This is a genomic window from Brucella sp. 22210, from assembly GCF_052045675.1.
In the GTDB taxonomy this organism is placed as follows: Bacteria; Pseudomonadota; Alphaproteobacteria; order Rhizobiales; family Rhizobiaceae; genus Brucella.
On sequence record NZ_JBQEPD010000015.1, the window covers coordinates 41228 to 67817 of the forward strand.

Here is a 26590-nt window from a genome sequence, read left to right on the forward strand (position 1 = left end):
CAAGTCTTTTTTGAAATCTACTCCAAGTCATTAAGCTTCGTTACGGCAAAATGCTTTTGATGTCGTTAATCATCACACAGTTCGCGACAACATGCTCTCTCAATAGAAAAGCATTTGTAGCGTAACGATATCAGACTCAAGAATTCATGAATTCTTCCGCAACTGAACGAATGCCTGCTCCGTCCAACTTGTAATGCGCATAAAGATGCGTTGGCGGTGCAATGAGACTGTACTCGTCGTAGATTCCGTGACGTTTGAGTTTTACACCAGCGCCTTCGTCAGCCAAAACCTCGGCCACAGCCGCGCCAAGCCCACCCAGAACGTTGTGTTCCTCCACGGTCATCATTTTCTTTGTGCGCAAGGCAGCAGAAAGAATAGCCTCCCGGTCGAGGGGTTTGATCGAAGCCATGTCGATCACCCCGACAGAGCGGCCATTGGCATTCATCGCGCGGGCAGCTTCGAGCGCACCGTGAACCGCCATACCACAAGCAATGATCGTCAGCTCTTCCCCTTGGATGTGCTCATAAGCCTTACCGAAAACGAAGGGCGTATCCTTGTCGTAAACAACTGGATCTCGACCCCGGCCGATACGGAAATAGATCGGGCGATCATGATTGGCCGAGGCACGAATGGCTGCTTCCAGCTGAGCACCATCTGCTGGCGAGACGACGGACAGATCGGCAATCGAGCGTGTCGTTGCTATATCTTCGGTCGCGTGGTGTGACGTCCCGTAAAAGCCAAGTGAAATGCCGGTGTGATGGCCAATCATTCGCACCGGTTGCGCAGAGTAAGCAACGTCCATGCGGATCTGCTCGCAGGCAAGCAACGCGATAAACGAAGCAAACGTCGCAATGAAAGGCGTGACACCACAGGTCGCAATGCCAGCTGCCGCACTCACCATATTCTGTTCGGATATGCCGAAGGAAATGTATCGGTCAGGGTAAACCGACGCAAACCGATTGAGACCGTTCGAATATTGAAGATCGGCAGAACCCGCCACAACGTTGTGTCCAGCCTTCACAAGATCAATCAGACCGTTCGAGAGATGATCAAGGCCGGGATTTGCTGCGTTCAAGCCACGATATTGCCAGGAATTGGGAGAAAGGGTGTGGTTCATGGTTAGATCTCCCGCGACTTGATTTCAGCAATGGCGGCTTCGGCATCCGATGGATCGAGATAACCCAGATGCCAGCCCGGCTCGGTTTCCATGTAGGAAACGCCCTTGCCCTTCATGGTCTTGGCTATGATGCAGCAAGGAACCTGACGCAGGTCGTCGGCACGCACGCGCCGTAGTAGCTCGGTCGTTGCTGCCATGTCATGTCCATCAACCACATGAACCTCCCAACCGAAAGCGCGCCATTTCTCGTCCAGCGGTTCGATGTTCATGACGTCATCGACCTTGCCGTCGAGCTGATAACCGTTCCGGTCGATGATGGCGATCAGGTTACGAGCCTTGTGCTGGGCTGCGCTCATAGCAGCTTCCCATACCTGACCTTCCTGCATTTCCCCATCACCCATCATGCAGAAGACCTTGTAGTCTTCCCCAGTCCAGCGTTGCGCCAAGACCATACCAAGCCCATTGGAAAGCGCATGACCGATTGAGCCGGACGAAAAGTCCACGCCAGGAACCTTGCGCATATCGGGATGATCACCAAGCGGGCTGCCAAGACGGGTATAGTTGTCGAGCCAGTCAGTGGGGAAAAAGTCGAGATCCGCATAGATCGGAAACAGTCCAACTGCTGCATGACCCTTGCCAATTGTGAACCGGTCACGCGACGTCCAGTTCGGTTCGCCACGTCGAATACGCATCACATCGTAATAGAGTGCGGCGAATATCTCCGCCGCGGAGAATACCGACGTATAATGACCCGTTTTCGCGATCTCGATGAGACGAACAGTTTCGAGACGAATAAACCGTGCACGCTCCTTGAGCATTGCAACGGTTTCATCCGACGGTTCGAAACTGTTCGGTTGGGGCACTCCGACCGTGCCAGTCGTCGAAACCATTTTAAACTCCTGATTTGAATGATGGAAGTTAAGCAGACGCCTATGAGAAAGCGCGTGCGTCGCTATCGTTCCAACCGATAAGAATTGCGTCACCCGCCACCGGTCTGGTGGTGAAATCCAGAAGTGGCTTGCGAAGCACCATTGTCTGCCCGCCGCCAATGTCCACCAGCGCGCGCAAATGGTCGCCGAGGTAAGTCGTGTCCAAGATTGTTCCCTTGCACTGATTGGAGCGGCTCTGCGCCGCTGTGCCGATCACGAGATGTTCGGGCCTGATAGTTAGTTTCACTGGCTTGCCTGTATAGGCAAAAGTGGAGGACAGGTCCGCCCGCACTGTTTGGCCGCAGTCGAGGCGAATGGTTCCATAGCCTCGTTCATCGACACCTTCCGAATGTCCGGAGATGATATTGTTCTCACCAATAAAGCCCGCCACGAAAACATTTGCGGGCTGCTCATAAAGCTCCTGCGGGCTAGCGATCTGAGTGACCGAACCGCGCTCGAAAATGGCAATGCGGTCGGACATGGCAAGTGCTTCAGTCTGATCGTGGGTGACATAGACCATCGTGACACCCAAATCCCGATGGATTTGCTTGATCTCATATTGCATATGTTCGCGCAGCGTCTTGTCGAGTGCGCCCAGCGGTTCGTCCATCAGAACCAGGCTCGGCTCAAAGACGAGCGCGCGAGCAAGCGCAACACGCTGCTGCTGCCCGCCGGAAAGCTCACTCGGCCGACGGTTTTGCATTCCCTCCAGGCGAACCATCTCGATGGCCTTGTCGACCTTGACCTGTATTTCCCGTTTGCTCATCTTTCGCATACGCAATGGATAAGCCAGATTCTGCGCTACGGTCATGTTGGGAAACAAAGCATAATTCTGAAAGACAACACCAATGCCCCGGCGGTGGGGCGGCAAGTGTTCAATCGGCTTTCCCTTGACGAGAATATGACCACGGGTAGGCGTTTCGAAACCGGCAAGCATCATCAGCGTTGTGGTTTTACCAGAACCTGAACCGCCGAGAAGGGTTAGAAACTCGCCCTGCCTTACCGACAGGTTCAGGTTTTCGATGACTACGGTGCGTCCATCATAGGTTTTCTGCACGCCGACGAATTCAACGATGTGTCCGGTTTCCATGAATAACCTTTCGTGCGGCTAGTGCGCATTTCCTGATTTCCCGTGTTACCGGGAAGCACTTTCTGCCGGGATCAATCCCTGTACGGCACTTCGGTCGCGAGCCAGCCGTCTTCCTGTTTCTGCCAGTAAACATCGTGCAATCGACGCGTTAACGGGCCGGGCGTGCCATCGCCGACTGTCTTGCCGTCGATTGTGGTCACAGGCATGATGCCACCAGCCGTACTGGTCATAAAGATTTCGTCGGCACCGAGAAGCTCTCCGATGGCAACTGGACGGACCTCGCAACGCAGTTGCAATTGCTCGCAGAGCTCCAGAACCGTACGTCGGGTCATGCCTTCGAAAACGCCACTCTCAGGTGTGCAGAGAACATTATCTTTGACAGCAAATACGTTAAAGCCTGCACCTTCGGTAATATTGCCATCCCCATCACGCAGAACGGCCACGAAAGCGTCTCTGTCATAGGCCTCAAAGATTCCCATGGTGAGGTCGAGCCAATGGAAGTTCTTGATGCGTGGGTCCACCGCCTGTGGTGCAATACGATGAACCGAGCTGACAACCATGGGAACGCCCTGTCGGCGCTGATCGTCATTCGCAATCCAGACAAAAGGCGTTGCGAAAGCATAAAAGCGCTGGGTGCAAAGGCGCGGATCACGGCTGCCAGCCGGTGGCATTCCACGTGTGCATGTCATCTGCACATAGGAGTCGCGCAAACCACTCAAGCTGACGCATTCGATGAGGATTTCGGCTATTTGCTCGTGCGTATAAGGCAGCGACATGCGAAGCCCACGCATGGACGCAAAAAACCGTTCGATATGGTCGTCAAGACGAAAGAAGCGTCCCTTCCACACATGAGCAACATCATAGGTCGCGTCGGAACGCACGAAGCCCCGATCAAGAATTGGAATGCTGGCCTCGGCGACTGGCATATAGCGCCCGTCAATGAATGCAACACCTGCCTGCGGGTTAGGAATGTGGACATCGGCTTTTTTGGTCATGTTATGCCTTTCCGAGATTTCGTGCATTGCGGTTCACGAGGAACAGCGCGGTGATGAGGCTGAGGGTGGCGACGACCATGAGGAACGTTGCCATGGCAAGAATGGACGGTTCGATATTATCGCGAAGCCCCTCGAACATTTTCAAGGGAAGGGTTCGTTGGCCGGGGCCGGCAAGGAAAAGGGTTACGACGACTTCATCGAACGAAGTCATAAAAGCGAAGAGCGCTCCAGAGATGATACCCGGCGCAATGACCGGAACAAGAACAGTCATGAAGCCTTTGAAAGGAGACGCGCCAAGACTTGCCGCAGCGCGGAGCAGCCCCATGTCGAAGCCTTGCAGCGTGGCCGTTACGGTGATCAGCACGAAAGGCGCGGACAGGACTGTATGGGCGATGATAACTCCAGGCATGCTGGCGGTCAGACCGAACTTCGCCATCAGAAAGTACATTCCCAGGCCGCTGATGACAGGCGGAACAATCATCGGCGCGATGAGGAAACCGAGGATCGCGGTTGGCATAGGCAAGTCGCGACGGGCAAACGCATAAGCTGCAAGTGTGCCGAGAATGGTTGCGGCAATCGTCGACACCGAACCGATGATCAGACTGTTCTTGAGTGATGAAAGCCATGGACCATTCGCAAACACACGCTCATACCACTGCAAGGAAAAGCCCGGTAGCGGATAGGAAAGAAAGCTGCCCGAACTGAAGGACAGGGGGACGATAGCGATGAGTGGAACGACCAGAAAGAGTATCATAGCCACGCCAAAGCCGTAGTAGAGCGTCCGTATAATCATTGCTTGACGATGATATGGCATTGGCGACCTCACTTTAGCCCCGCAAGCTGACGCACACCCACTGTGCGCGCGGCGAGCGCATAGACTGCAACGGTGCAAAGCAGCAGCACGATCCCAAGCGCAGAGGCCATGCCCCAATTGATGGTGGTATTGGCGAAGAAGGCTATGAAATAGCCGAGCATCTGGTCGCGCGCGCTGGCGACCAGCGATGGCGTGATATAATATCCAGCCGTCACGATGAAGGTGAGCAACACACCCGCTCCGACACCCGGCAGCGTCATCGGCAAGTAGACATTGAGGAAGCCGCGGACCGGATGAGCGCCAAGCGAGGCCGACGCCCGCATGAAATGGGGAGGAATACCCTTCATCGTGGAATAGAGAGGCAGGACCATGAAGGGCAGCATCATATGGATCATGACGATATAAAGCCCTGTGGTGTTGAAGATCAGCTCCAGCGGCTGTCGGATCAGACCAAGCCAACCAAACAGCGAATTAACAAGCCCCTCGCGTTGAAGAAGAACGATCCAGGCAGAGGTACGCGCCAATAACGATGTCCAGAACGGCAGCATCACAGCGATGATAAGCGCGATCGACAGAAATCGCGGTGCGCTCACCATCAGATTGGCAAGCGGATAGCCAAGCAGAGCGCAAACAAGAGTGACGATAGCTGCGGTCTTGAGCGTACGAAAGAGGATATCGACATAGGTTCGTTGCTCTTCAGGTGCCTGTACCACCTTACCACCGTCATCAATGGCAAGATCGACTGCGGCAAGCATGTAGTAAGGCGTGTAGGCCGGCGAGGCACGTTTCATCGCGTGCCAGTAGGCTGGCTCTTCCCACCTCTTGTCGATTCCAGCCAGAAAACGGCGTGCCGCACCATCCGCAGTGATATCGTCTGGTAGTGTACGCAACTTGCGAACGGTGCTGGTGAGAAGCGTGCGATAGCCACTCTCCTCATAGTTCAAGCGCCGGGCAGCCTCAGCAACAAGGTTGCGTGGAGCGCTGGCAATTTCCTGTACGAAAGTCGTGAAAACAACATCCGGCGGCAACTCCGCTGAATCGTTCGTCGTCCAGCGCGACAATTCGGCCACCGTTTCTGGTAGAGCCTGCGTCAGTTCGGCATTATCAATTGCCTTGTAGAGCATCATGCCGATCGGTAGCATGAATGTCAGCAGCACATAGAATAGAAGCGGTGCCACAAGCATTAAGGACACAACACGCCGACGTCTGCCAGCTCGCCCCCATTCCCGGCGCGTTGCCTTGGTCGCGGCTGTGTCTTCATCGATCAAGGTCATCGGAACCATGCCTCCTTAAACCATGCCGGCGGGAAATCTGCCGGCATGGCCTTTAACACTATCCAGTCGGCTTACTGAGCAACCCAGCTGGCAAAGCGTTCTGCCAGTTCCTCACCGTGATCAATCCAGAATTCCGAGTTGAAACGCACCGCGTTTTTAAGATTGTCCGGAGCAGATGGGAGTTTTGCCAACCGGTCCGCAGGAAGGGCTTCCATGGCTTTGACGTTGCTAACACCGTAAGCGATATTGTTGGCAAAGGTTGTCTGCGGTTCTTTTGACATCATGAATTCGACGAAAGCCGTTGCTTCATCCAGGTTTGGAGTTCCCTTCATGATGGCCCAGAATTCGGTTGAGTTGATCTGACCGTCCCAGACGATAGCAAAATCTTTCCCTTCCTTCTGAGCATTGTCGACGCGACCGTTATAGGCTGTTGTCATGACGACATCGCCTGAAGAGAGCCATTCCTGCGGCTGGGCTCCACTCTCCCACCACTGGATATGTGGCTTCAGTTGATCGAGCTTGGCGAAGGCTCTGTCCTGACCTTCCTTCGTGGCAATCACGCTATAGACTTCCGATGGCGGCACGCCGTCTGCCATCAAGGCTACTTCCATGGTCAGCTTCGCAGTCTTACGCAAACCGCGCTTGCCCGGCCACTTTTCCACGTTCCAGAAATCGGCCCAGTTCTTCGGCCCATCTGTCAGCTTGGCCTTGTCATAGGTCAAAATGTTGGCCCAGCTCAGAGCACCAACAGCGCATTCCTTGAACTGGCTGGGATCAATCTCATCCGCATGTGGCTTTTTCGACCAATCGATATTTTCGAGAAGCCCCTGCTCGCACGCCATGGTGACTTCGTCGTCCTCCATCTGCATGACATCCCAGGTGACATTTCCCGCGTCGACCATTGCCTTCTGCTTGGCTAGACCGCCATTGGTCGTGTCTTCGAGCACCTTGATGCCCTTTTCCTTGGCATAAGGCGTGAAATAGGCTTCCCGAAACGCGTCTTGAATTGCCCCACCAAAGCCAACAACAGTCAGATCGCGAGCATAGGCGCTAGAAAGGCATGCCGCAGTCGCGATACCGGTTGCCAGAAGCATCTTCCCATATTTATGCATGTTCCTGTTCCTCTCTCTTTTATGATCATTGCTCGCCCTCTGTTTTTCTTGTGACGAGGTATTAGGCTTCAGACGAGAATTTGCATCGGGTTCTGAAGCAGCTCCTTGAAACTGGACAACCATTGCGCTCCCAAAGCGCCATCTATTGCCCGATGATCGAGCGAAAGCGTCACGCGCATGACGCGGGCGTCAACGGCTATGCGCTCCCGAGACACAATCCGTTCTTCAATCGCGCCGACTGCAAGAATTGCGGCTTGCGGTGGATTGATAATGGCGGTGAAGTCGCTCACGCCGTACATGCCGAGATTGCTGATGGTGAACGAACCGCCACGATACTCATCCGGCTTCAGACCGCCATTGCGGGCTCTGAGTGCCAGATCGGAAATCTCATCCGAGATTATGGACAGCGATTTCTTGCCTGCATCCTTGACCACCGGCGTGATCAATCCGCCATCTGTCGCCACCGCAACGCAAATATCCGTTCGTTGCAGGCTGAGGAGAGCGTCCTCCGTCCAGATAACATTGCAGGCAGGAACGCGGGCGAATGCAGCGGCGGCTGCCTTGACCAGAAAATCCGTAACCGAAAGTCGCGCTTCTGCCGGACGCGCAGCATTGATCTGCTTTCGAAGTTCAAGCAGCGCATCGACAACGATTTCGGCATTCAGGTAAAAATGTGGAATCGTTTGTTTGGACGCGCTCAAACGCTGTGCAATCGTCCGCCGCATGGCGGAATGCGGGATGGCAACATACGGGATCTCCACATCGTGCGATCGGAGAACAGATACATCGTCATTAACCACCCCCGTCTGCTGGGCAACGGGATTGGGAGTAGAAGAGGCCGAGCGTATCGTTGTACCGAAAGCCTCAACATCGCCGCGAAGAATACGCCCGCGCGGTCCTGTCCCATTGATGTCAGAGAGCGAGATACCCTTTTCGCCTGCAAGCCTGCGTGCAAGCGGGCTGGCGAATATGCGCCGGTTCAAATCCCTACCCGGCATTTCAGCCGTCGATACTGCTATTGCATCAGAGCCTACTGCTTCCCGTTGAACAAGTACCGTAGGAATAGAGGCTGAAAGCAACTGTGCCACATCGGCTTCAGTCTCCCCTTCATCCGCGAGAATGCCGATCGGTGTCTCAACTGTTACTGTCGCTCCATCGCCATGCAATATGCGGGCCACACGTCCTGACTTGGGGCTAGGAATTTCGATGACGGCCTTGTCCGTCTCGATCTCGGCAAAGGCCTCGCCTGAGACAACAGCATCTCCCTCGACTTTCAACCACCGGGCAATGGTGCCGTCACGCGCATTGGCCACGACGGATGGCATGACCAAAAACTCAGGCATGGTGTCGCTCCGGCAGGGTTGCCAATGCAGCCGCAATCTCTTCTCGCCCTGCATAGGCAGCGCGTTCGAGAACTTTGGAGATCGACGGAGAAGCTTCGCGTCCGCTGACCCGCTCGACGGGATGATCAAGCCAGTCGAACAACCGACGCTGGATTTCATCGGAAAGCCATGCGCCGTAAGAAGAACCGCGCGGCCCCTGCTCGACGATCATGACCATGTTGGTTTTCTTCACGCTTTCAGTGATGGTTTCCCAATCGATGCTGGCACGGTCGAGGCATCGCAGATCGATAACCTCGGCATCCAGACCTGCCTCCTCTACGGCATCAAGCGTTGCCTGCACCATAGCGGAGTAGGTCAGTATCGTCGCGGCAGACCCGCTTCGGCGTACCGACGCTTTGCCAAATGGAATGAAGTAATCAAGATCTCCGACCGGAGCTGGCCCCATCGTCTGATAAAGATCAACATGCTCTATCATCAGAACTGGATCATTCGACGCCAGCGCTGTGTTCATCAGCCCGACATAGTCGAATGGCGTGGATGGCGCGATAATTCTCCAGCCCGGCGAGGTGGCGAAAATGCCAGCAGGGTCCATGGAATGCTGGGAACCATAGCCTGTGCCAATCGCAATCTTCGTGCGCAGGACAAGAGGGACGGCCATGTCACCACCAAACATATGACGCGCCTTGCCGACCTGATTGAACACCTGATCGGCTGCGACCCACATGAAGTCCGGATACATGAACTCGACAATCGGACGATACCGCCCATCCATCGCAAGTCCACCGCCCAAGCCCATGAACGCATTCTCGCTGATCGGCGTTCCAAGAATGCGATCAGGATACTTCGCCTTGAGGCCACGCGTGGCGCCGTTGGTTCCACCTTTCAAACGATGGATATCCTCGCCAAGGATGACGATACCGTCGTCCTTCTCCATACGCCGGTCCAGCACATCAGCAATGACGTCGACAAATTTGCGTTGTTCGATGCCGCCGGTGAAGTTCGATTTCTCGACATATTGCAGGCCCGATAATTCGGATCCATCGCTACGAATACCGACATCGCAGAAGTCCGGCTTCGGCCACAGCCCTGCCTTGATAACACGGCGATTATCCACGCGATCCGTCAACTCTTCCGCCACATCTTGCATGATCTGTTTGCAACGCGCTCTCAACGCATCGATACCGGTCTGGTCGACAAGGCCACGTGCCATCATTTCTCGTGCTACCCGATCCAGCGGATCTTTCGCCCGCCAGCTTTCCTCTTCCTCTTTCGTGCGATAGCCAAAGGCAGAGCCCGGGAACGAACCGTTCTGGTGGAAGTAGCGGTAAACCTCGGCCTCAATGATGGTCGGACCGTTTCCGGCGCGCATATGTGCAAGCGCCTCTTTCATTGCGAGATTGACCGCAAGCGGATCCATCCCGTCTACGTGCCATGATGGAATGGCGAAGGCCTGTCCGCGCGCAGCCAAACGTGTTTCTGCGGTTGATTCTTCCAGACTGGTCGCGACCGCATAGCGGTTGTTCTCGATGAAGAAGCATAGAGGCAGACGCCAGGCTGCAGCGAGGTTCATCGTCTCCAATACCGAGCCGATATTCACCGCGCCGTCGCCAAAGTAACTTACCGCAACCGCGTCCGAACCCGACTGCTTGTGTGCGAAAGCAGCACCTGCCGCCAGCGGCACGCCACCGCCGACAATGGCATTGGTGCCCAGCGCGCCTGCGGCCTGCCATCGCAGGTGCATAGACCCACCGCGACCGCCACAGAACCCTTCGGCAAGCCCCATGATTTCGGCTAGAGAGCGGCGAAGAAGAGAACGGATTGAACCGTCAAATGCCATACCGAAAGGCAGACCATCGGGCGCGACAAAGTTCAAAGCCTTCGCGAGAAATTGATGATGTCCACGGTGAGAGCCGTTAATCTGATCATCTGCCCGGAGCGGCAAGATCGAGCCAACCGCGCCGCCCTCCTGACCAATAGATGAATGTGCCGGGCCGTGAACCAGCCCCTCATTTGCAAGTTCAAGGACGGCTTCTTCGAATGCGCGGATGAGATGGAGCGATGAGAGCATCGTTTCCAACCCAGCAGCGCCTTCCGCATCCCAATCCTTCTTGGTCGTGCCAAACTCTAGCCAGCGGGTGGAACTCGATACGGTCTTCGTTTGCGGCATTTCTTCCTCTACAGACAAAGCTCGGCCATCACCTGCGAGAGACTCGCAAGCGGCAGACAGTGGTCGGACATTACGCGCGATACCGGCGGTTTTGATGCTCTGAACAAGCCAGAGCGGTTCCCACATTTATTCTCGTTTTGTTAGTGCTAAGCTTTCACTTTCTTTGCGCGGTGTCAATCAATTGTATCCATTGATTCTTGAAATAGATGGTTTTCCGCAAATTATGCCTCGACAAAGGCATTTTCACAATGAACTATGGCTTGATTGGATACATTGACGTGAAGGTGAGCGAATGTCGAAGAGTAACTACAGCCATCAAGACAAAGCGTCTGCGCATGACATTGGCTTACCCGGCCTGCGAGGCACCGAGCATATCGGTTTCACCGTCCCTAATCTGGCGGAGGCGGTGGATTTCTTCGTAAACGTCATTGGCTGCGAGCCATTTTATGAGCTCGGCCCTTTCTCGTCTGACGGGGAATGGATGCAGACAGCCCTCAACGTGCATCCGCGCGCGGTCATGAAGAAGCTACAGTTCTTGCGCTGCGGTAATGGTTCCAACTTCGAGATATTTGAGTATTCGTCACCGGACCAAAACCCGGTCCAGCCGCGCAATAGCGACGTCGGGGGACACCATCTTGCCTTCTATGTCGACGATATTGATTCGGCTGTGCAGTATTTACGCATGCATGATGTCCGCATTCTCGGTGAGCCTGTCGTGCGGAAAGATGGTCCGAGTGCAGGGCAAACCTGGGTCTATTTCCTGACACCCTGGGGAATGCAGCTCGAGCTCGTATCCTTCCCGAATGGCAAGGCCTATGAAAAAGGTCTGACGCGTCGCCTTTGGAGTCCGGTTGGAACAACGTCGTGATCGCCTCTTCGTCCGACGGTAAAAGTAGTAGACGAGCGCCGAACATTGTCTGCTATATCTGGCGTCTCTGATGCACTGTCAGAGCATAGAAGGGGCCATTTTATGAATGAAACCACGTTGGGTCTTCGAGTAACGAGTGAAATTCGCCAGAAGATTCTGAGCGGCGAGTTCGCGCCCGGACTGCGCATCCGGCAAGAGGAACTTGCCGCACAATTCGGCACGAGCCGCGTGCCCGTTCGGGAAGCTCTCAAGCAGCTCGAAAGCGAAGGCCTCGTCGTCATCGTTCCCAATAGTGGTGTCTGGATTGCGCGTGTCGACATCAATGAGTGTGTGGAGATGTGGAAAATCCGCGAGCGGATTGAACCGCTTGCGCTTGGCGAAAGCCTCCCGCACTTGACCGATGAGGATATTTTCGGCCTAGAAGAGATCTGTCGCGCCATAGACGCCACGACGGATGTGGAGGAATTCCTGCGGCTTGATCGTCAATTTCACCTCGCGAGCTATCGTGCGACGGCCATGCCTACGCTCATTCCAATGATCGAGCGCATCTGGAATACGACACAGCATTATCGGCGCGCTTACACAATGCTGCTGGGCCGTGAACGGTTCTGGATCATACAATGCGAGCACGGGCTTCTGATGGAAGCCATCAAGCGAAGAGATGTCGAGGACTCAGAAAGAGCCCTTTACAGCCACATTCGCCGCACCCGCATGGAACTGGAACGGAACCGCACGGCCTTTACTGACATTGCTTTCTAGATATCCCTGCCACGAACCGGCTTCACAGAGCCATCCCATTGGTAGCTGAGACATAACGAGCGTCCTCTCAGTAAACCAATTGACGCCAATGACGCTTCGTGCAATTAATTCATGATGCATCATACAACAAACATCGGTTCTTCTCATGTATGATTATTGTCTGGTTGGCGGCGGCATAGTCGGCCTTGCCACGGCCCTCACCATTGTCCGGCAGGAGCCTTCAGCCCGCATTCTTGTGCTGGAGAAGGAAGAAGCTGTCGCGATGCATCAGACCGGCCATAATAGCGGTGTGATTCACGCTGGCATCTATTACCAGCCCGGAAGCTTTAAGGCAGAGCTTTGCCGCGCTGGCGAGCGCATGACGAAGCAATTCTGCGACGAGAACAACATTCCTTATCGTGTTCCCGGCAAGCTTGTCGTTGCGACCAACGATGTCGAAGTGCAACGCCTCGCCGCGCTCGAAACAAATGCGGCGGCGAACGGCATTACCTGCCGCCGCCTCAGCGGCGGTGAACTACACGAATTCGAACCCGCTGTGACGGGACTTGGCGCATTGCTGGTCGAACAGAGCGGTATTGTTGATTATCGTGCGGTCTGCCGCGCCATGGCCGATCTCATTCGCGCTGCTGGTGGTGATATCGAGTTCAATGTCAGTGTCGACCGCATTGAAGAACGCAGTGACAGTGTGCGGGTCCATGCGGGCGGCAAAGTCTGGGAAAGCAGGCAGGTCATCGCCTGCGCCGGTCTGCAGGCTGACCGCCTTGCCCGGCGCTCCGGTGTTGATGTGGACTTCCAGATAGTGCCGTTTCGTGGCGAATATTACGCCTTGCGACCTGAACTGAACAAACTCGTCGAACGCATGATTTATCCGGTGCCGGATCCTTCAATGCCGTTTCTCGGTATTCACCTGACGCCGATGATCGACGGCAGCCTGACTGTTGGACCCAATGCCGTTCTCGGCCTTTCGCGCGAGGGCTATCCAAAATTCTCGGCCAACTTGCGCGATATTGCGACCTATGCGGCCTTTCCGGGTTTCTGGAAGGTAATCACCGCCCATCTGTCGTCCGGCCTGGAAGAAATGAAGGATAGTCTGTTCAAGAAGAGCTATCTGGAAAAGTGTCGGAAATATTGCCCATCCCTGCAGGAAAGCGACCTTCGGCCCTATCGGGCGGGCATAAGGGCCCAAGCCGTTTCGAGAGACGGCAAGCTTATTCACGACTTCAAGTTCCACCAGACAAAACGTGTGCTGCATGTGTGCAATGCGCCGTCCCCCGCAGCCACGTCAGCCATACCTATCGGAAATCTGATCTTTCAACGCTTGCAAACAGGCAATTGAGTACGTCATGACCAATCCTCACTACCGCGACACCAAACTGTTCATCGATGGCAAATGGGTAGAAGGCGAAGGCGGCACGCCCATCGCCGTGCTCAATCCGGTCAATAATGAAACCATCGGAACGGTTGGCGTTGCCTCGAAAGCCCAGCTTGAAGCGGCAGCACTAGCTGCCGAACGCGGCTTCCACATCTGGCGCGATATGAGCGTCTTCGAACGCTCGAATATTCTGCGCAAGGCCGCCACGCTGCTGCGCGAGCGCGCTGAAGCCACCGCGCGTCTACTGACGCTCGAACAGGGCAAGCCGCTTGCCGAAGCGCTCGCGGAAATCAACGTCTCCGCCGATATTTTCGACTGGTTCGCCGAGGAAGCCCGGCGCGCTTACGGTCGCATCATCCCTGCGCGCGACCGTTTCGTTCGCCAGACAGTGTTCAAGACGCCGATCGGCCCAGTGGCTGCCTTCACGCCGTGGAACTTCCCGGTTTCGCAGACGGCCCGTAAACTGGGTGCGGCACTTGCCGCCGGTTGCTCGCTCGTCGTCAAGCCTTCGGAAGACACCCCCGCTTCGCCCACTGTTCTGGCCGAAGTGCTGCATGACGCTGGTCTTCCGGCGGGCGTCGTCAACTTCGTCTATGGCGTACCAGCCGACATATCGAGCTATTTGATCGCGCATCCGGCCATCCGCAAAGTCTCGTTTACCGGATCGGTGCCGGTCGGCAAGCACCTTGCCTCGCTGGCAGGTGCGCACATGAAGCCCGCCACGATGGAACTAGGCGGCCATGCACCGGTTCTGGTCTTTGGCGACGCCGACATCGTGGCAGCAGCAACCACGATGGGTCGCTCGAAATTCCGCAATGCCGGTCAGGTCTGCGTCTCTCCGACCCGCTTCCTGATTGAGGACAAGGCCGTCGATCAGTTTGTCGATGTGTTTCTTCAGGAAATCGGTCGTGTCAAGGTTGGCTCCGGTCTCGAAGCCGACAGCACCATGGGGCCGCTCGTTTCGCAACGTCGCGTGGAAGCAATTGAAGCGCTCGTGGCCGATGCCCGAGACAAGGGTGCCAATGTTGCTGCCGGTGGCAAGCGCATCGGCAATTCCGGCAATTTCTATGAACCGACGGTTCTGACGAATATCACGCGCGATATGAACATCATGAATGATGAGCCGTTTGGCCCAGTGGCACTGATCATTCCGTTCTCCGATGCGGAAGAAGCATTCAGCGAAGCCAATCGTCTGCCATTCGGCCTTGCTTCTTATGCGTTCACGCAATCGGCAGCACGGATTGCCGAACTCGAACGCCGTGTCGAGGTAGGCATGCTGACCATCAACCATCTTGGTCTGGCTCTCCCGGAAGTGCCGTTCGGTGGCGTCAAGGACAGTGGCTATGGTTCCGAAGGCGGTAGCGAAGCCATCGAACCTTATCTCACAACCAAATTCGTCACGGAACGACACGCGGTGTAATCTGCACTGATCAAACAGACATTATAAAACGGCACTCCGTTGGAGTGCCGTTTCTTTTTTGCGCGGTCATCAGCTCAAACAATAACCCCCGCATCGCAGTCAGCAATGCGGGGGGCTATCTTCGCTATGGTATGCTGATGCTCTAAGCGCGGAGGCTCGCCGTTCTTTCGAGATCGATCTTGAAGGTGCCCGGTTCCTCATCATTCGAAACCAAAGCAACGCGATAGACCTTTTCGGCAGCTTCCGGGGACAACCAGCCACGGTTTGCGGTTGCAAGCACGCGCTTTGGATCGCGTTTCAGCGGGTCGCCGTAACCGCCGCCGCCCGAGGCTGTAAAAGCAATCTTCGCTCCGTCTTCAATGACGACTTCCGCAAAGGCGGGCAGAGTTTCTTCCTTGCCTTCGCCCACAATCTTGACCGTTTCCGAAGCCTTGCCCGTACCGCCGCCCAAAACGCCGCGTGGCGGGAAGGTTGTGCCATCAGCAGCGTAGACAATCGTCATATCATGGTCGAGCGGATAGAAAACGCCGCCAACTGTCGGCGACCCTTCAAACTCACCATAACCCTGCGAATCCTGAACAACGCCACGCCGCTCGATGATGATGGGATACATCGATTCATCGACCTCGACAGAGTCCAGCTGGATCAAACCAGCATTTGCCGGGCCGCAATAGGTTAGCCAGCCATCATGGCCGTGCAAAGCGCCTCCACCGGCATATCCGACAAAGACCTGGTTCACATAGCCCTTGCCATCCTTGTACGGGTCTTGGCCTGAAATGACCCCAACACCCGCCGGCAGATGCGAGCCGCTTTCAGCTTGACCATATGGCGCGCCCATCTGGGAGAACACCGCGTTGCCAGCAATCATCAACCGGTCATTGACGTTGGTCGTGGCAACGGAAGTTCCAACAGGGTATTTGGGCTTGCCGATTGCGGAACCATCTCGCAACAATACCTTGATCTGGGATTTCGCGCCCTCATTATGCGGGACACTTTCATCAAGATTGTTGAACACACCAATGCGGCATGACCCTGTCGCTGTGTTCTCTGACAGATTCAGGCCGCCTGGAACGCAATCGATATTGTCCCGCGCATCAACGACAATCTCGCCTTTATCAGGATCGACATTGATGGTCAATTTGACGGGAATTCCTTCGTCGGCAACGCCGGGCACCGGGTCGTGACGAATTTCGTAGCTGTACTGACCAGCAGGAAGCTTCGCAATGGCGGCCTTTGCGCATCGCGCACCATAATCGAACCAGTCTTCCACGAAGTCCAGTACCGTTTCCGGTGAATAGCGTTCCAGCAATTCGTGAATTCGACGCTCACCAGTGCGGCAGGCTCCAATCTGTGCACGCACATCGCCAAGCCACATTTCCGGCACGCGATTGCGCATGGAGCCAATGCGCAGAATATCCGCCTTTTCCTTGTAGTTTTCTGCAATGCGCACGCAGGGCCAGTGCATCCCTTCTTCAAAGATGTTCTTCGCGAATGGGAGATAAGTCGATGGCGTCGGCGCACCGGTATCAGCATGGTGCGACAGCGCCATCATCCAGAATAGCGGTTTGCCCTGATAGAAAACCGGCATCGCCACGATCAAGTCGGCATGGTGCGTGCCGCCCGTAAAAGGACAATTGTTGAAGAAGATGTCACCCGGCTTGATATCGTCGAAGAGTTTAGTGATCGGGCGGGTCGCCAGATCCATCGACATGACGTGGATAGGCAGGGCATCTTCGACCGATACCAGACGATGATCATAGGTCAGGATCGCGCAGGAAAAGTCGCGCGCGTTCTTGATAACAGCCGACCGGCTGGCACGCATGACAACAAGCGTCATCTCGCGCACCACAGCCTCGAAGCGGCTTTTGAGAACGGACATAAGAAAAGGATCTACGCGACGGGCTGCACCCGTATCAGATATTTTTGTGCTCATATTCATCACTGAACCTTTCTGATCAGGCTACCTGGACAACGAGGTTGCCATATGTATCCACGGTGGCGTCGTGCCCCTTCTTCAGGTAGGCGGTAAAGGTTTCGGCATCGACGATGCACGGCCCTGCAAGTTGCGCGCCAGCGCCAAGTCCCGCCAGTTCGTAGACCGGCAATTCCTCTTTCGCCTTGATTTTGTGGCTGTACACATTGCGGAAACCCTTGGGCTGGACCGCACCGTCCTGACTATGCAGCGTATGGCTGAGCCAAACGTCCTGTCCGGTACGTTTGCCAATCGCACGCAATTTCCAGGCTGTGAACTCGACCACGTCACCATCCGCACGAATGGAATAGATGCGTTCATGCATCTTGTGGAATGCTTCAACGAATTCTGCCAATTGGGCCTGCGTGACTTGGCCATTTTCAGGCGTGAACGGAACTTCAATCTCGAAGGATTGATACTCGTACCGTCCCATGAAACTGAATTCGAAGCGCCGGTTCTCACGCGTAACACCGGCCTCATCAAGGAACCCGTCGCCGGACTCCATCAGCCGTGACAGGATTGCGTTGACACCTTCCGGATCAAAGCGTTCGCTCGAGGTCAAAAGCACGCCGGTATCCTCGCGACGGATATCCGAGATCAGACCGCCAAAAGCCGAAAGACCAGCCATGAAGCGGGGGATCATATAACGTTTCAGACCGAGAATATCGGCCATCTCCGCGATATGGATAGCGGTTGCACCGCCACCGCAAACGAAGAAGCTGTCACGCGGGTTGATTCCCTCGCGCACGGTGATTTCTTCAATTGCGGCCACCATGTTGTGGTTCGAGGTCGTGTAGATGGCATAGGCAGCTTCCTCATTGGAAACCCCAAGCTCGCCTGCAACCTTCGACAATGCCTGTTCGGCCAAATCCTTCCGCAACTGCATTTTGCCGCCCAGAAAATAGTCTGGATCGACAATCCCCAGAACGACATTGGCGTCAGTGACTGTCGGCAACTCTCCACCCTTGTTGTAGCAGGCAGGTCCCGGACGCGCGCCTGCACTATGCGGCCCAACATGCAAGAGACCGCCAGCGTCTACCGACGCGATTGACCCCCCACCGGCACCCACCGAGCGCACGTCCACCTTGGGAATGCCAAGACTGTCATGATGGATCATGCTGTCAGGCGTCACAATGATCTGATGGTTGCGCAAAGCGGAAACATCGAATGTCGTTCCACCCATGTCACCGACAATAATGTCTGGCTCGTCTGAAAGGGCAAGCGCGGCCATTGGAGCAAGGGTTGGACCCGACATGACCGAGTAAATCGGCTTCCGGATCATTTCTGCAACCGGCATCATGCCGCCAACACAATTAGCCAGCAGCAACTCACCGCCGAAATTGGTCTCGTCGAGTGCAAGGCGCAGCTTTTCGATATAGCGCTTGACGATGGGGTTGATCGAGGCATCAATTGCAGCAGCGATGATACGCTTGTATTCGCGCGGCATCGGATTGATTTCATGGCTGAGCGTGATGGCGACGCCCGGCAGTTTCTCTTCCAATATCTGGCGTATTTCCAACTCGTGTTCCGGATTAACCACGGACCATAGCAGGCCAACGGCAATCGCTTCGACTCCGAGCTTCTTGAAGTCTTCCGCTGCTTTCACAACGTCATCGCGATTGAGCGCCGTGACTACGCGTCCACGCGCATCAATGCGTTCACTGACGGTGCGTGTCAGGTGACGCGGCACATAGGCTTCGGGATAATCCAGCCGCCACTGAAACGCGCCCTTGCGTGGGCCTTCACGCAGAACAAGCACATCCTGGTGGCCTTCGGTAACAATCAGTCCAACCTTGACGGTTTTACGCTCAACCAATGCGTTGGTCGAAACGGTGGAACCATGCACAATAAGGTCGACCTGCTGGAAGAAGGCATCAGGGGTTAGATCATAGCCTTCGGCGGCGACATGGAGGACATTGATAAATCCCTTCTCAAACTCGCCCGGTGTCGTCGGCGATTTAAAGATCGAGATTTCACCTTTTTCGTTCGAAACAAGGCAGTCCGTGAAAGTACCACCAATATCGATGCAAACCTGATATGTCATTTGATCCTCAAGATATCTCTTTTGGGGTCGATAAATGAACGGCGAAGCCGCTCGCAATGCGAATACGAAAACCCTGGACTAACGCTGCGTCTGCAGCTGTACGACGACCAGAGAAACGATGATGATGAGGCCAAGGAATATCTGCTGAAGATAGCCATCAACCTGAATGAGGTTCATACCGTTGGAAAGAACCGTGATGAAAAGTGCTCCAATCAGGGCTGCGGTCACGCCGCCCTCACCACCGGTAAGGCGCACACCACCAACAACTGCAGCCGCGATGGATTCCAGTGTGAGATTTCCACCAAGATTGGGTTCGCCAGAGCCTGTGCGTGCTGTCAGCATGATCGCTCCAATGGCCGTCAGCAGCCCACAAATGGTGTAGGCCAAAATAACAGCAGGCGCCGCCCGAATACCGGCCGCCCGCGCAGCCTTGGGGTTCGCGCCGATGATATAGAGACTACGACCGAATTTGGTGGCGGTCAGGATAAAACCGAGCACAATGAAGACCAATGCAAGCACCCATATGGGCGCGGACAGACCAAGGAATTTTCCTTGCGAGAGCACAGCGTTGAAGACTGGAGGCAAGCCAGTAATCGGGAAGCCACCGCTTACAGTCGAAGCCAGAGCAAGGATGATATTGGCCATACCCAGCGTCACCACCAAAGCGTTGAGCTGGAACCCGGCGATGAGCACGCCATTCGTCATGCCGATTGCCGCTCCGATAACAAGCGCTGCGCCCATTCCAAGCAATACGGACGTGCCGTCACCGCCATTGACCATCACCATGGCCGAAACCACGCTGATCAAGGAAATATTGAAGCCAAGCGAAAGGTCGAAACCGCGTGTCAGAATGACGAAGGTTTGCGCCATCGCAAAGATTGCAAGAAAACTCGCCTGTACGACGATGTTCTGGATATTGCCGAGCGACCAGACGCGCGGTTCCACCAAGCCGAACAACAGGAGAGTGGCAAGGATTGCAAGCGGCAAAACCAAGCTGGTGAGGCGATGTGAAATCGACATGGATCTTTTGATGACAGGCCGGGAAGTTGTGGTGTCGGACATGGTCATTTCCTCACCTGAAGCATACGTTCTATCCCCAACGCGCCGATCAACACCGCGCCAAGCATCAACGTCTGAAATTTACTGTCTATCTGAAGCAGGTTCATCGCATTGCCGATCACCGTCAGGAACAATGCTGCTAGAACAACAAGTTCCGCTCGCCCTACCCCGCCACGCAGTGACACGCCCCCAATAACAGCAGCGGCGATTGTTTCCATAGCCAGCGTGCTGCCGATGGTAGCCTGCCCGGACCCAAGCCGAGCCGTCATCAGAAAACCGGTCAGAGCCGCGAGAACACTTGCGAGCACATAAGTGGATACAATCACACGCTTGACCTTGATGCCGGAAAGAAGTGCTGAACGAGGATCGCTGCCCACCGCATAGATATGACGTCCGAAAGCAGTGTGACGCTGCATCACGACACACAGTACCGCGACGGCAAGAACGATGATCATGATCACTGGTATGTTCATGATCTGATTTCGACCGACGCCTTTGATAAAGCCGTCAAACACACCGTAAACAGGAATACCTTGTGTGAAATAGAGAGCAACACCCATGATGATGGAAGTTACCGCCAGCGTCACCATGAAGGGCGAAATGTTAAAGGTCGCAACTAACGCACCATTAATAAGCCCCACCAGTCCACCAAGTGCGAGGACAGCCAATAATGCGAGCAATGTTACATAGAGTTCCATTCCCGGAAACATGGGTCCCACGACAAGCATGATCGTGGCTGTAACCAATGTTCCTCCGGCAACGACAGCACCAACCGAGAGATCGAAGCCGCCGATTGTCATAACCAGCATCTGCGCGAGAGCAGGCAGTGCCAGAAATGAGAAATTTCTCATCACATTGATCAGATTGAGCCGGTTCAAAAAGCTCGGCGCTATCAGCGAGGTAATGATCAGGGACAATGCCAGGAACGTAAACACGATACCGCCACTGGCGATAAACCGCTGGAGAAAATGCGGCCCGCTATGAGGGGCAGCTTGTCGGGCGACGGTGTCCGTCATGCTATCAGTTCCTTCCCGGCGCTTTCCCCAAAATAGTGAGACAATACGCTCGCTTCGGATTTTTCATTTTCCTGGATTTCCGCCATGATCCGACCTTCATGCATGACGTAAATGCGTGTCGACAGATTGATCAGCTCGGGCAATTCCGAAGTGGAGACAATGACACAGGCTCCGCCCTCTACGAGACGCTTGATGTATCGGTAGACATCGGCCTTGGCGCCCACATCGATCCCCACTGTGGGCTCATCAAAAATATAGACGTCGAAATCCTTCATCAAACCGCGCGCCAGCATGATTTTCTGCTGGTTTCCACCCGAAAATGCTCGCGCACGCCTTTCGGGATCGAAGGGGCTAAGCGCCAGTTCCTTCAGCGGACTAGCGACCACTGACGCTTCTTTCCTGTGCTTGAAGAATGGACCAATGGAAAGACTTGGCAGGTTTAAGCCAGCCATGGTTACATTCTCGCGGGCGGGGCGGATCAAGGCCAATCCTTCCTCGCCACGGTCTGCAGGAAAATAGCAAAGATGGTTGTCCAGCATGACCGGAGGCGTCGGACGCTCTACCACTTTGCCATGGAGCTCAACGCGTCCGGACGATATCGTTTCGAGACCAAAGATGGCGCGGCACAATTCCGAGCGCCCACAACCAACTAAACCGGCAAGACCAACAACCTCACCCGCTCGCGCATAAATGCTGGCATCGACGACAGTACCGTTTTCAACCGAAAGCCTGTCGATCTTCAGAGCAACTTCGGTCGGACTGGTTGTGATCTTTGGAAACAGTTCCGAGACCGGGCGTCCGATCATCATCTCGATCAGACCTTCGTCACTGATCTCACCGGTATTCACCGTTCCGATATATTTACCGCCACGCAGAACTGTCACGCGATCAGAGAGATTGCGTAGTTCCGCCATGCGGTGGGATACGTAAATGATGCCGACGCCCTTTTCCTTCAATCGCCGGATAGTGCGGAACAGCTTTTCCGCCTCACCATCAGTCAACGATGCCGTCGGCTCATCAAGGATGAGAATTTTAGGGTCAAGCCGAAGCGCTTTGGCAATCTCGATCATTTGCCGCTGAGCACGCGACAGATGCCCGACCATCGCATCCAGCGGAACATGAAACTCCAGCTCATCCAGCAACTGCTGGGCCTCGGCGCGCATGGCCGCTTTCTTGAGGAAAAGCCTGCCACTCTTTTCGCGCGCCAAAAACAAATTTTCCAGTACCGTCAAATCCGGAACAAGGCTGAACTCCTGAAACACCGACGCGATACCAAGTTCACGCGCAAGTGCGGGGTTCATTTTGTTGTAGGTCTTTCCATTCACCGTCAGCTCACCCGCCGACGGCTCGAAAGTTCCAACGATCAAATTGATGAGCGTCGACTTCCCCGCACCATTCTCACCGAGAAGCGCATGGACCTCGCCAGGCTTCAGGTGCAGCTCAACGTTGCTCAACGCGGCAATGTTGCGGAAATTCTTTGTCAGCCCTTTGATGTGAAGCATGTTCATTCCCGATCAATGATCCCCGCCCGGCCTCTTTCGAGGCCAGACGACGTCGCATTGTTGAAAGGCGAAACTGCCTGAAAACGCAGCCTACTTGGCGTTGACCGAAAATACCGGACGCGTATTGGCTGGGGCGAAGATCTGCGTCGTATCAAAACTGTCGATATTGTCCTTCGTGACAATACCAGGAGAAACGAGCAGCACCTTCTCGTGCGGTTTCTTTTCAAGGGCACGAACAGCAAGATCAACGCCAATACGACCCATCATGACCGGATACTCAGTTGCAAAAGCAACAACTTTTCCGCTCTTGACCGCATCCAGCATCGTCTGGTTTTCATAGGACGAAACGATCATCACATCGTCACGCCCGGCATCTTCCACCGCGCCAATCGCAGCTTCGGCAGTTGGGGCCCCACCCCAGATCACGTTCATATCGGGATAGGTCTGCAGTGCATCTTCTACCAGACGCAACTGTGCTGGAACGCTGGCCTCACCAAACTGCTCGGCCAGCAACTTGATATTGCCTTCTTTGACGGAATCCCGGAAGCCGCTCATGTAGGTTTCCGCCCATCCGGAACCCTGAGGTCCGGGGAAACCAACTGCTTTCCCTTCCTTGTCGCCAAGAAGTTTCTTGGCATACTCGCCGGTCTGATAGCCCTTCTGATAGAAGTCTGGTGTGACGCGGGCAGTGATCGGCGTTTCGAGAATGGGGTTCGCCACAGCGATATTGACGATGCCCTTGTTCATGCCTTCAGTGATCTTCGCAGCGACGCCCGCTTCCGAGATTGGCGAAATCAGAATGGCATCCACGCCGGCCGCGACGCAATCGTCATATTGCGAGATTTGCTTGGGAAGTGATGTGTAGCCGCCAGCCTGATAGATCGTCAGATTGACGCCCAGACGCTTGGCTTCCTCTACCATGCCGTAGTTGACCGACACCCAGTAGCCATCCTGAATATGAGGATAGAGAACGCAGAGGTTCCACGGCTTTTCTGCCTTCTCCAGCGGCGTGTATTCAATTTCAGAGACCGACTTCAGATCACCGTCCTTCGCGGACTGGATCTTGAAGGGCCACCATTTTCCGGATCCATCTGCAGCAAGTGCGGTTGCTGAAAACGAGACAGCCAGCGCCAGTATGGACGAGCCAATAGCATATTTCAGATTCATATCGAGACGAGCTCCCATTTTGCCCTCTGCGGTTGATTTTGTGAGGCGATTTTGCCTTCTTTTATTCGTTAACGCTTATATAGAATGACCACCCTGTCAATGATATTGGATACATTATGTTTTATTTTTTCTCATTTGACGCTGAATAATCTACTTATAAGCGTCCAATGTATCCAATCACATTTTAATGCATGTCGCCACCGGGCTATTAAAGCCCGGTGCGCTCGTTCAGATTTTTGCCTTTAAGCCCGACCGATTGCGGCCAGCGTTTCATCCAGCGACTTCTTCGTTGCCGCGACAACATCATCCACCTGCGAAGGCGTGATGATCATGGGCGGGCAAAACGCAATCGCATCGGCCATGTTGCGCGTGATGACGCCATTGCCGAACATCGCCGCATTGGCGAGACCACCCAGTGTGCCGACTTTTTCGTGTGGCGCCTTGGTTGCCTTGTCACCAACCAGTTCAAGCGCGGCAATCAGGCCAACGCCGCGCACTTCACCAACCAGCGGATGGTCGGCCAATTCACGCAGGCGCTTTTGCATATAGGCGCCGGTTTCACGCGCATTGGTCACCAGATCGCGCTCTTCGATGATCTTGAGGTTTTCAACCGCAACCGCAGCCGCAACCGGATGACCCGAGCCCGTATAACCGTGACCGAACACACCAAGGCGTGCACTTTCATCCGCCACCGGCTGATAGACGCGGTCATTGAACATGAAGGCCGAGATCGGCAGATAGGACGACGAAATCTGCTTCGACAGCGTCATGATATCGGGCTTCATATTGAAGGTCTGCGAGCCGAACATATTGCCGGTACGACCAAAGCCGCAGATCACTTCGTCGGCGATCAGCAGAATATCGTATTTATGCAGCACGGCCTGGATCTTTTCCCAGTAACCTTCCGGCGGAACAACGACGCCGCCTGCCCCCATCACCGGCTCGCCAATGAAGGCTGCAACCGTTTCCGGTCCCTCGGCGAGGATCATGTCTTCCAGATCCTTGGCAAGACGCGTGGTGAATTCATCGACCGTCTCGCCCGGCAGTGCATCACGGTAATAATGCGGGCAGGTCGTATGCAGGAAGCCCGGCAGCGGCAGATTAAACGAGTTGTGATTGACCGGCAGGCCGGTGGCGCTTGCCGATGCAATCGTCACACCATGATAGCCGCGCTTGCGACCGATGATCTTGGTGCGCTGTGGCTGGCCCATGGCGTTGGCGCGGAACCACAACATCTTGATGATGGTGTCATTAGCTTCCGAGCCGGAATTGGTGAAATAGACCTTGCTCATCGGAACCGGCGCGATGCTGATCAGCTTTTCGGCTAGCTCGATGACGGGGGGATGCGACCGGTGCGTGAAAGTGTGCGAATAGGGCAGCTTCAACATCTGCTTGTGCGCAGCATCGGCAAGACGCTTTTCCGAAAAGCCGACGCCGACGCTCCAAAGGCCCGCCATCGCCTCGATATAACGCTTGCCGTTATTGTCTTCGACGTAGATGCCATCACCCTTTTCGATCACCACTGGGCCGATTTCTTCGTGACGGCGCGCATTGGTGTTGGAATGGAAATGATAGGCGATGTCGCGAGCTTCAACGGAATTGGGCTGTCTCGTCATGTAATTCCCCTTTCAAAGCCGGTGGACCGGCTATTACGGCCTCTTATTTCCAGATGCAGCCCGAGACAGCAAAGCTTATGCTGTCGACACACGAAATCGTGGAGGCTGATCGTTCTTTTAAAGGAAGCTATAGATAACTTTACCTTCGTGCAACATATTTGATGCATCAAACTACAAATATGATAAAAGGCCATATTGGATGTTAGTGGAGAGCGCACGCATGCACAAAATTGCTGAATTGCAGACTCTGGTGCACGAGAACCTAGGCGATGTCGTTTATCGCAAACTCTCGGAAGCCTTGATGCGTGGCAAGTTTGCCCCCGGCACGCGGCTGACCATTCGCGAGCTGGCGGCTTCGCTGGGCACATCGGTCACGCCAGTTCGTGATGCACTGCTTCGGCTCATTCAGGACAACGCCCTCATTCAGAAAACACCGCGCGACGTGCGCGTGCCCATCCTGACACCGGAACGCTATTGCGAGATACGCGATATTCGGGTGCGACTGGAAGGGCTGGCGGTCAGCCGCGCCGCCGTTGCAGCGACACCGGATGATATTGCCCGGCTCTGGTCCATTATCAACGACAATGAGACCGCGATTAAGGAGCAGCGCTGGGAAGATGCTCTCGAGTGCAACCAGATTTTCCACTCAGCTTTTGCAGAAATTGCGCGGATGCCATCGCTGATTACAATCCTTGGAACCCTTTGGCTTCAGATGGGTCCGTTGATTGCAGGCATATATGAGTATGGTGGCCGTCACATGATTGAAGACCACTATATCGTCGTGAAAGCAATCGAAGCGCGTGATGCAGAGGCCGCGGAAGCGGCACTCGCCAAAGATATTCTGGATGCAAGCGAGCTTATTCTCGAAAGAATTGCGGCTCTTTTGCAGGAGTAGTGTTGAACAGCCTCTCGTTAGGACCAGCATCTGCCCAACTGTGCGACCGGGAAAAGCAG

The 26590-nt window shown here is 54.9% G+C and carries 21 protein-coding genes; 5 read left to right on the plus strand and 16 right to left on the minus strand.

Translation table 11 applies throughout. The features are described from left to right. Positions 1-136 precede the first annotated feature (136 nt). The 9 genes from ACTJKP_RS17710 to ACTJKP_RS17750 form a co-directional block, all read right to left on the minus strand. Positions 137-1117 carry a transketolase family protein gene (locus tag ACTJKP_RS17710; protein WP_078340126.1) on the minus strand — a complete coding sequence of 327 codons (981 nt, stop codon included), beginning with the start codon at positions 1115-1117 and terminating at the stop codon, positions 137-139. Positions 1118-1119: 2 nt separating this feature from the next. Beyond that, the gene (locus ACTJKP_RS17715) at positions 1120-2007 is read right to left on the minus strand and encodes a transketolase (RefSeq protein WP_440631608.1); all 888 of its coding nucleotides are present in this window, start codon (positions 2005-2007) and stop codon (positions 1120-1122) included. 40 nt (positions 2008-2047) lie between these two features. After that, entirely contained in the window at positions 2048-3136 is a 1089-nt protein-coding gene (locus ACTJKP_RS17720) for an ABC transporter ATP-binding protein (protein ID WP_440631609.1), read from the minus strand. A gap of 71 nt (positions 3137-3207) precedes the next feature. Then, positions 3208-4131 (minus strand): aminotransferase class IV, encoded by a 924-nt coding sequence (locus ACTJKP_RS17725; RefSeq protein WP_078340123.1) that lies wholly within the window; start codon positions 4129-4131, stop codon positions 3208-3210. Position 4132: 1 nt separating this feature from the next. After that, the gene (locus ACTJKP_RS17730) at positions 4133-4945 is read right to left on the minus strand and encodes an ABC transporter permease (protein WP_078340122.1); all 813 of its coding nucleotides are present in this window, start codon (positions 4943-4945) and stop codon (positions 4133-4135) included. Positions 4946-4953: 8 nt separating this feature from the next. Further along, complete coding sequence (locus ACTJKP_RS17735) at positions 4954-6219, minus strand: ABC transporter permease (protein ID WP_078340140.1); 1266 nt, start codon at positions 6217-6219, stop codon at positions 4954-4956. A 71-nt stretch (positions 6220-6290) separates the two neighbouring features. After that, positions 6291-7331 carry an ABC transporter substrate-binding protein gene (locus ACTJKP_RS17740; RefSeq protein ID WP_078340121.1) on the minus strand — a complete coding sequence of 347 codons (1041 nt, stop codon included), beginning with the start codon at positions 7329-7331 and terminating at the stop codon, positions 6291-6293. Positions 7332-7399: 68 nt separating this feature from the next. After that, positions 7400-8674, minus strand: a complete 1275-nt coding sequence (locus ACTJKP_RS17745; protein ID WP_440631610.1) for a 2-oxo acid dehydrogenase subunit E2 — start codon at positions 8672-8674, stop codon at positions 7400-7402. Beyond that, entirely contained in the window at positions 8667-10841 is a 2175-nt protein-coding gene (locus tag ACTJKP_RS17750; RefSeq protein ID WP_440631611.1) for an alpha-ketoacid dehydrogenase subunit alpha/beta, read from the minus strand. Before ACTJKP_RS17750 ends, ACTJKP_RS17745 begins: the two co-directional genes overlap by 8 nt. A gap of 292 nt (positions 10842-11133) precedes the next feature. Between ACTJKP_RS17750 and ACTJKP_RS17755 the strand changes: the two genes are divergently transcribed. The 4 genes from ACTJKP_RS17755 to ACTJKP_RS17770 all read left to right on the plus strand — a co-directional run bounded on the left by ACTJKP_RS17755 (position 11134) and on the right by ACTJKP_RS17770 (position 15260). Then, complete coding sequence (locus ACTJKP_RS17755; protein WP_440631612.1) at positions 11134-11709, plus strand: VOC family protein; 576 nt, start codon at positions 11134-11136, stop codon at positions 11707-11709. 102 nt (positions 11710-11811) lie between these two features. After that, positions 11812-12468, plus strand: a complete 657-nt coding sequence (locus ACTJKP_RS17760; RefSeq protein WP_078340118.1) for a GntR family transcriptional regulator — start codon at positions 11812-11814, stop codon at positions 12466-12468. Between the two features lie 145 nt (positions 12469-12613). Further along, entirely contained in the window at positions 12614-13804 is a 1191-nt protein-coding gene (lhgO, locus tag ACTJKP_RS17765; RefSeq protein ID WP_113485800.1) for an L-2-hydroxyglutarate oxidase, read from the plus strand. A gap of 7 nt (positions 13805-13811) precedes the next feature. Then, positions 13812-15260: an NAD-dependent succinate-semialdehyde dehydrogenase gene (locus ACTJKP_RS17770; RefSeq protein ID WP_440631613.1), complete on the plus strand. Its 1449-nt coding sequence runs from the start codon at positions 13812-13814 to the stop codon at positions 15258-15260. Positions 15261-15402: 142 nt separating this feature from the next. Here ACTJKP_RS17770 and ACTJKP_RS17775 read toward each other — a convergent pair whose 3' ends face one another. The 7 genes from ACTJKP_RS17775 to ACTJKP_RS17805 all read right to left on the minus strand — a co-directional run bounded on the left by ACTJKP_RS17775 (position 15403) and on the right by ACTJKP_RS17805 (position 25636). After that, on the minus strand, positions 15403-17139 hold the full coding sequence (locus ACTJKP_RS17775; protein WP_440631614.1) for a hydantoinase B/oxoprolinase family protein: 1737 nt from the start codon (positions 17137-17139) through the stop codon (positions 15403-15405). 76 nt (positions 17140-17215) lie between these two features. Then, a complete protein-coding gene (locus ACTJKP_RS17780) occupies positions 17216-19276 on the minus strand; it encodes a hydantoinase/oxoprolinase family protein (protein ID WP_440631615.1) in 2061 nt (686 codons plus the stop codon). Positions 19277-19354: 78 nt separating this feature from the next. Further along, entirely contained in the window at positions 19355-20338 is a 984-nt protein-coding gene (locus tag ACTJKP_RS17785; protein WP_440631616.1) for an ABC transporter permease, read from the minus strand. 2 nt (positions 20339-20340) lie between these two features. Next, on the minus strand, positions 20341-21351 hold the full coding sequence (locus ACTJKP_RS17790; protein ID WP_440631617.1) for an ABC transporter permease: 1011 nt from the start codon (positions 21349-21351) through the stop codon (positions 20341-20343). Further along, on the minus strand, positions 21348-22853 hold the full coding sequence (locus ACTJKP_RS17795; RefSeq protein ID WP_078340138.1) for a sugar ABC transporter ATP-binding protein: 1506 nt from the start codon (positions 22851-22853) through the stop codon (positions 21348-21350). Before ACTJKP_RS17795 ends, ACTJKP_RS17790 begins: the two co-directional genes overlap by 4 nt. Before the next feature lie 90 nt (positions 22854-22943). Continuing rightward, positions 22944-24020 carry a TMAO reductase system periplasmic protein TorT gene (gene torT, locus ACTJKP_RS17800; RefSeq protein ID WP_440631618.1) on the minus strand — a complete coding sequence of 359 codons (1077 nt, stop codon included), beginning with the start codon at positions 24018-24020 and terminating at the stop codon, positions 22944-22946. A 242-nt stretch (positions 24021-24262) separates the two neighbouring features. Beyond that, a complete protein-coding gene (locus ACTJKP_RS17805) occupies positions 24263-25636 on the minus strand; it encodes an aspartate aminotransferase family protein (protein WP_113534483.1) in 1374 nt (457 codons plus the stop codon). Between the two features lie 220 nt (positions 25637-25856). Between ACTJKP_RS17805 and ACTJKP_RS17810 the strand changes: the two genes are divergently transcribed. Continuing rightward, complete coding sequence (locus ACTJKP_RS17810) at positions 25857-26531, plus strand: GntR family transcriptional regulator (RefSeq protein WP_440631619.1); 675 nt, start codon at positions 25857-25859, stop codon at positions 26529-26531. Positions 26532-26590 lie beyond the last annotated feature (59 nt).